Annotated in this window: 7 protein-coding genes; 3 read left to right on the top strand and 4 right to left on the bottom strand. The window is 70.9% G+C overall.

Translation table 11 applies throughout. From position 1 onward, the window contains the following. Both AC08ON_RS06675 and AC08ON_RS06670 read right to left on the bottom strand, forming a co-directional pair. Positions 1–1,590 (bottom strand): Clp protease N-terminal domain-containing protein (locus AC08ON_RS06675; RefSeq protein WP_476616635.1); only part of this gene is annotated, 1,590 nt, incomplete at its 3' end. Beyond that, a complete protein-coding gene (locus tag AC08ON_RS06670) occupies positions 1,587–1,970 on the bottom strand; it encodes a chaperone modulator CbpM (protein ID WP_476606709.1) in 384 nt (127 codons plus the stop codon). The genes AC08ON_RS06670 and AC08ON_RS06675, both read right to left, overlap by 4 nt. Before the next feature lie 67 nt (positions 1,971–2,037). On the opposite strand from AC08ON_RS06670, the gene AC08ON_RS06665 reads away from it, so the two are divergent. Next, on the top strand, positions 2,038–2,559 hold the full coding sequence (locus AC08ON_RS06665) for an Ada metal-binding domain-containing protein (protein WP_476606708.1): 522 nt from the start codon (positions 2,038–2,040) through the stop codon (positions 2,557–2,559). Between the two features lie 133 nt (positions 2,560–2,692). Here the strand turns inward: AC08ON_RS06665 and AC08ON_RS06660 are convergent, their stop codons facing one another. Then, a complete protein-coding gene (locus AC08ON_RS06660; RefSeq protein ID WP_476616634.1) occupies positions 2,693–3,055 on the bottom strand; it encodes a protealysin inhibitor emfourin in 363 nt (120 codons plus the stop codon). Positions 3,056–3,124: 69 nt separating this feature from the next. Beyond that, positions 3,125–3,457, bottom strand: coding sequence for a YnfA family protein (locus tag AC08ON_RS06655; protein ID WP_476606719.1), 333 nt, complete (start codon positions 3,455–3,457; stop codon positions 3,125–3,127). Between the two features lie 211 nt (positions 3,458–3,668). Here AC08ON_RS06655 and AC08ON_RS06650 point away from each other — a divergent pair, with 211 nt between their 5' ends. Together AC08ON_RS06650 and AC08ON_RS06645 are read left to right on the top strand one after the other, a co-directional pair. Then, on the top strand, positions 3,669–4,919 hold the full coding sequence (locus AC08ON_RS06650; RefSeq protein WP_476606706.1) for a thiamine pyrophosphate-dependent enzyme: 1,251 nt from the start codon (positions 3,669–3,671) through the stop codon (positions 4,917–4,919). 101 nt (positions 4,920–5,020) lie between these two features. Continuing rightward, the gene (locus AC08ON_RS06645; protein ID WP_476606705.1) at positions 5,021–6,697 is read left to right on the top strand and encodes an aldehyde dehydrogenase family protein; all 1,677 of its coding nucleotides are present in this window, start codon (positions 5,021–5,023) and stop codon (positions 6,695–6,697) included. Positions 6,698–6,845: the final 148 nt, after the last annotated feature.

Genomic DNA, 6,845 nt, shown 5'->3' with positions numbered 1-6,845 from the left:
GCCCCGCTGGGGGGTGAGCCGTTCGGACTCGTCGGCGAGCCGCCGGTCCAGTTCGGGCAGGCGGGTGTGGCGCAGCTCCGCCGCGGTCCCCAGGTCGTGTGCCCGTTCGGCATCCTCGGCCCGCCGCCGGGCCTGTTCGATCTCCTCCCGCAGCCCCCGGACCCGCCGAATGGCCTGGCGTTCGGCCTCCCACCGCGCGCGCATCGTGTTCGCCGCGGCCCGCACGTCGGCGAGTTCCCCACGGAGCTGGTCCAGGCGGGCGATGCTCGCCGGATCGGATTCCTGCGCGAGTGCGGCCTCCTCGATCTCCAGCCGGACCACCCTACGGGTGATCTCGTCGAGGCCGGTCGGCATCGAGTCGATGTCGGTGCGCAGCATGGCGCCCGCCTCGTCGACGAGGTCGATCGCCTTGTCCGGCAGGAAACGGTCGCTGATGTACCGATGGGACAGCACCGCCGCCGAGACCAGGGCCGCGTCGGCGATCCGAACCCCGTGGAAGATCTCCAGCCGTCCTCGCAGCCCGCGCAGGATGGAGATGGTGTCCGCCACCGATGGTTCGTTGATTATGACGGTCTGGAACCGGCGTGCGAACGCGGGGTCGGACTCGATCTGCCGGCGGTACTCCTCGAGTGTCGTCGTCCCGATCAGGTGCAGGTCGCCGCGGATCAGCAGCGGCTTGAGCACGTTGCCGGCATCCGTCTTCCCTTCGGCGGCACCCGCCCCCAGGACGGCGTGCAGTTCGTCGACGAACAGCAGGATCCGCCCCTCGGATGCCTTGACCTGGGCCATGACCGCCTTGAGTCGTTCCTCGAACGCGCCGCGGTGCGCCGTCCCGGCCGCCAGCGCGCCCAGGTCGAGCTGGAACACCCTCCTGTTCCGCAGGCTGTCCGGAACCTCCCCGCGGAAGATCCGGTCGGCGAGGCCCTCGACGATCGCGGTCTTGCCGACTCCGGGGTCGCCGAGCAGCACGGGATTGTTCTTCGTCCGGCGGGACAGGATCTGGATCACTCGGCGGATCTCGGTGTCCCGCCCGATCAGGGGGTCGAGGCGGCCGTTGCGGGCGTCGACGACGAGGTCGCGTCCGTACTTCTCCAGCGCGTCGTCCGTGGCCGTCGGCGAGGCGGAGAGGATGCGCCGGTCTCCGCGCACCCGGGTCAGCGCGATGAGCAGCCGTTCCCGGGTCAGACCCTGCTCGTGCAGGATCCGGCCGGCCGGTGTCGTGGGTCCCTCCTCGAGCAGGGCCAGCAGCAGGTGTTCGACCGAGATGTACTCGTCGCCGAGGCGGTGTGTCTCCCGTTCGGCGGCGTCGAGGGCCCTGGACAGCCGCTGCGTCATGTACACTTCGCCCGGTCGGACCCCCGGTCCGGACACCCGCGGTCTGCGCTCCAGCTCCGTCTCCACCGCACCGGTGAGGGCGGGTGGGGTACCACCCGATGCGACCATGAGGCGCGGGACCAGCCCGTCCGGCTGCTCGACAAGCGCGGCGAGCAGATGTTCCCCGTCGACCTCGGTGTGGCCGAATCGCATCGCCCTGGTCTGGGCCGCCTTCAGCGCGTCCTGGGCGCCCTCGGTCAGCTTGGTCAACTTCATCGGTGCTCCTCGCCGGGGCCGTCGCGGCCGGGGCCGTCGCGATGGCCGCGGATGCGCTGTTCGAGTTCGTCGATGCGGTCGCGCAGGTCCAGCACGACGCCGGTGGCCGTATAGGTAATGCCGAGGTCGCGGCGCAGCCGTTCGATACGCACCGCCCGCCCGACCGCGCGGATCGGCAGCCACCACTGCCCCGCCTGGTCGACGCGCACGTCGAGCAGGCCGAGGGCGACCAACCGGCGGACGATGTCCGGACCCAGCCGGGTGAGCAGGCAGAAGGAGTCCAGTCCGAGAAGATCCAGACCGGGTTCGACGCCGCCCGGGTGGGTGATCCGGGTGACCGGGACGGTCGGGCCGGGATCGCTTCCGACGGCCCATCCCACGATTACCTCCTGCTGATGGATACCTCTTGCTGATGGGCCGATCCGGTGCTCCCCGCCCGCATGGGAGATGTGGAGGGCCGGTCCGGAGGAGCGCACCGCCCGTGCGGCGGAGACCTGGCCTGGGCGCGGGTACGGTCGAGTCAGATCATCTCCGGGTAGTGGTCCGATTACCCATGTGACCGTAGGTCGGACCCGAGGGCGTTCGCAACCAGAGGTGACGACTCAACGACGGATAGGTGTGGTCTCCGGGGATGGCCGCGCTTGCCAGGCGCCTGCGGGCACGACGTCCGATTTCCGCCAGCATGCGAGGCGGGACTCGTCGAGAGTGGGTGGAGTGATGACGGACCGGAGCCGCTACGAGGCGTTGCGTAGCCAGAACACGCGCTTCGATGGCGCGTTCTTCTTCGCCGTCACCACCACCGGCATCTACTGCCGCCCGAGTTGTCCAGCCATCACGCCGAAGCGGGAGGACGTCCGGTTCTTTCCGACGGTACCGGGTCGAGGACGGGCAGGTGTGGTCGATCCTGGCATTGCGCGGCCAGGGTGTGCAGTTCGGTGGCGTTCTCGAACGTCAGCATCCAGGGGGTAGCAGCGGCGTCCGAGCGTCCAGCCGGGACGGTCCCAGTGGTTGCCGAGTCGGTCCAGGCTGGCGAAGCGGTGCCAGTCGTCAACGACTGAGCCCGTGGTGCGCGAGGTGGTCAACCTCGCTGCCAGCGACACCGCTAGGGACGGCTCGCGGGCAGCAGCGGCGCGGTGCGCAGCAGCGCCAGCAGCGGGCGGACCTCGTCGGGCACCGGCTCGGAGAACGTCCGCACCGCGTGTTCCCCAGGCCGATCGATCTCCAGGGTGTAGACAAACCGGTCCGCGCCGACGTCGCGCTGCTCCCGGGCTTCGGTGGAACCCCGGACCTCGGTGGAATCTACCTGACCGGCATCCGCGGCGTCCGTTGTGGCCGCGAGATCGCTGCGGCGCACCGCTCCGCGGACCAGACGGCGCAGGTTCTCGGCCTCCTGTTCACTGAGATCGGCCGTATCCAGACCGCGGCGCACACTGCGCCCGAGAAGCCCACCGGAACGCTCCAGCACGACCCGTACACGTTCCGCGGTGCGCGCCATAAGCCAGATTGTGCGCCGTCAGCCGTCAGCCGTCAGCCGTCACACGCGCCGGGCGTACATGATGACGGCGACGCCGAGCAGGCAGATCGCGGCTCCGGCGAGGTCGTAGCGGTCGGGCCGGAAGCCGTCGACGGCCACGCCCCAGAGCAGGGAACCGGCGACGAAGACCCCGCCGTAGGCGGCGAGGATCCGGCCGAAGTGCGCGTCCGGCTGGAGGGTCGCGACGAAGCCGTAGGTGGCCAGGAACCCGATCCCGAGCCCCACCCAGACCGGTCCGCGGTGCTCGCGCACGCCCTGCCACACGAGCCAGGCACCACCGATCTCCATGACCGCGGCTACCACGAACAGCAGCAGAGACCGGACGACGCCCACGTGCGTCACGATAGTCAGTATCCTCCCGGCATCGTCATCCTTCCGGCATCGCTCTGCGGCCTCGGAATCCTGTGGCCGAAATCTCGTCGTTACCGCGCCCGTGTTTTCACCCTGCCCGCACCGCGTAGTGTCGCATGGGTACACCGCTCTTTTTCGATGGTTTCCGATGGTAGGACGTCCTGCGATCCCCCGGTGGGGAGGGGTGCTCGGTATGAATGTCGTACGGGATCCGGAACTGATTACCGGCGGGCCGATGCGGCGGCTCGAACCGGATTCGGTGGACGGTCTCGCTCCGCATCGTTTTCCTGGCGCGTTCGGGGAGAACACCTCGCCCGCGGCGGGTGAACTCGACGACGGCGGCATCCGACTGCTCGCCCCCGATGGTTCGCTGGTCGCCGATTCTCGGTTCTCGGTGCTCGCCGACCACGAGCTGCGCATGGAGTTCTACACCTCCATGGTCCTGGCCCGCCGGCTGGACGAGGAGGCCACGGCCCTGCAACGTCAGGGTGAGCTGGTCCTGTGGATCCCGCTGCGGGGGCAGGAGGCTGCGCAGGTCGGATCCGCCGCGGCCGCGCGTCCCCGGGATTACCTGTTCCCCAGTTACCGGGAACACGCGGTCGCCTGGCACCGCGGTGTCCCGGTGGTCGAGGTGATTCGGCTGCTGCGGGGAGTGAGCCACGATGGCTGGGACACGCACCGTCACAATATGGCTAATTACACGATTGTTCTGGCGGCCCAGACGCTGCACGCCGTCGGTTTCGGGATGGGGGTGCTCCTTGACGGTGCCGCCGGCACCGGTGCCGGCACCGGCGACACTGGCGATACCGGCGGCACCGGCGGCACCGATACCGACATGGCGGTGATGGTGTATCTCGGTGACGGTGCGATGAGTCAGGGTGATGCCAACGAGGCATTCGTGTGGGCGGCGAGTTTCGGTGCGCCCGTCGTCTTCTTCTGCCAGAATAATCAGTGGGCGATTTCCACGCCGAGCCGGCGGCAGTCCCCGGTGCGGTTGGCCCGCCGGGCCGACGGGTTCGGCTTCCCCGGCCTGCGCGTCGATGGTAACGACGTGCTCGCGGTGCACGCGGTGACCACTTGGGCGCTCGACCATGCGCGCAGCGGTCGCGGCCCGGTGCTCATCGAGGCCAACACCTACCGGATGGCCTCGCACACCACCTCCGACGACGCGACTCGGTACCAGCCGCCGGACGAGATCAACGCCTGGCAGGCCCGGGATCCCATCGAGCGCCTCCGTCGGCTGCTCGCCACCGAGGTCGAGGCCGGCTGGTTCGACGAGGTCCGCCGGCGGGCCGACGTCGCCGCGGCCGATCTGCGTCGGGACACCCTTGCCCTCGACCCGCCGGACCCCTCCTCGATGCTCGACCATGTCGCCGCGGAGGAGACGGCCGATCAGCGCCGGCAACGGGAGTGGTTCGCCGCGTACCGCGACTCGTTCCTCTGAGGATGATCTGAGGATGACGGGACTCGTTTCTCTGCGGGTGGCGGTCATATCCTCGCCGGGTAAGGGAAGGACGTTCCGCCACCAGCGGCGAGGAGCTCCCCATGCGGCCGACCCCGCAGACCCCGCAGACCGTAGCGAACCGGGAGACCGGGGTGATTGAGGCGGTCGGCCCGGAGGCAGGCATCGGGACGCTCCTGTCGACGGATCCGGCCACCGGCGCGGTGGTCGCGAGCTTCCCGGTGATGGAGCCGGCCCAGGTGCGGGCGACCGTGGCGTCCGCCCGGTCGGCGGCGGGCTGGTGGGCGGGGCTCGCGGCGGCACGGCGGCGCGACCATCTGCTGCGCTGGGCGGCGCACCTCGTCCGTCACGAGACCGAGCTGATCGACCTCCTGCACGCCGAGAACGGCAAGACCGCCGCCGATGCCCGCATCGAGCTGCTGCTGACGTTGGAACACATCCGCTGGGCGGCCCGCAACGCCGCCCGCGTGCTGCGGACCCGTCGGGTATCGCCCGGCCCGTTCCTGGCGAACCACACCGGACGGATCGAGTACCGCCCGTTCGGGGTCGTCGGGGTGATCGGGCCGTGGAACTATCCGCTGTTCACCCCGAGCGGTTCGATCGCGTATGCCCTGGCAACCGGTAACACGGTGGTCTTCAAGCCCAGCGAGTACACCCCGGCGGTGGGCGCGTACCTGGTCGCGGCGTTCGCCGCGGCGAATCCGGACGCGCCGGCCGGGGTCCTGACCATGGTCACCGGCTTCGGTCCGACCGGTGCCGCTCTGTGTACCGCCGGGGTCGACAAGATTGCCTTTACCGGTTCGCCCGCGACCGGCCGCCGGGTCATGGCGGCCTGCGCGTCGTCCCTCGTCCCGGTGGTGATCGAATGCGGCGGCAAGGACCCGCTGATCGTCGCTGACGACGCCGACGTGGCCGCCGCCGCGCGGGCAGCGGTCTGGGGGGCGATGTCCAACGCCGGCCAGACCTGTGCCGGGGTCGAGCGGATCTACGTGACCGAGGCGGTCGCCGCGCCCTTTCTCGCCGCACTGCGCCGCGAGCTCGACGGGGTTCGTCCCGGCGCCGACCGCGACGCATCTTACGGTCCGATGACGATGCCCGGCCAGGCGGCGATCGTGCGCCGCCACGTGGCCGACGCGCTGGCCCGCGGCGCGACCGCCCTGATCGGCGGGACGGAGTCGGTGGAGGACACCTTCATCGAACCGGTCGTGCTGGTCGACGTGCCGGAGGGCAGCCCTGCCGTGCAGGAGGAGACCTTCGGGCCGGTCGCCACCGTCCGGACCGTCGCCGACGTCGACGAGGCCGTCACGCTGGCCAACGGCACCCCGTACGCGCTCGGTGCGACGGTCTTCTCCCGGTCCCGGGGAGACGAGATCGCCAGCCGGCTCGACGCCGGGATGGTGTCCGTCAACGCGGTGCTGGCGTTTGCCGGGATGCCCGCCCTGCCCTTCGGGGGCAGCGGCGAAAGCGGGTTCGGTCGGGTGCACGGCGCGGAGGGGCTGCGCGAGTTCGTCCGCCCCCGCTCGGTCGCCACCCTGCGGATGCACGTGCCGGGAGCGACCCTGACCACGTTCCGCCGGGCGCCGGGTGCGCTCGCCGTCGCCGCGGTGGCGGCGCGGCTCCGGCACGGCGGCCGGGTGGGGCGGGTGGCCGGGCGGGTCAGGCCCCTCGGCGGGCACGTCGGGCCGGACGAGGGATTCCGTCCCGGCAGGCTCCGGCTCCGGCTCCGAAAACCATCCGGAAGTCGCCCAGACGGACGGTGAGCCGAGGCCGGTGCCCGGTGAGGAAACCCAGCTGGCCCTCCGCCGCCGGGTCCCATCGTGATCGGTGCAGGGCGAGATTGGAACCTCCCCGCCCGCGGCAGGCGCTCACGGAAGCGCCCCGGTGGCATCGGGTCGCCGCGGGCGGGGA

Source organism: Frankia sp. CoWAU3 (assembly GCF_977971855.1).
This window is presented reverse-complemented; position numbering and strand designations above follow the sequence as displayed.

Bases quoted from the DNA above. Each gene is read 5' to 3' on its own strand.
- AC08ON_RS06665 (WP_476606708.1), top strand. From the start codon at position 2,038: ATGTGGAGGGCCGGTCCGGAGGAGCGCACCGCCCGTGCGGCGGAGACC.
- AC08ON_RS06650 (WP_476606706.1), top strand. From the start codon at position 3,669: ATGAATGTCGTACGGGATCCGGAACTGATTACCGGCGGGCCGATGCGG.
- AC08ON_RS06645 (WP_476606705.1), top strand. From the start codon at position 5,021: ATGCGGCCGACCCCGCAGACCCCGCAGACCGTAGCGAACCGGGAGACC.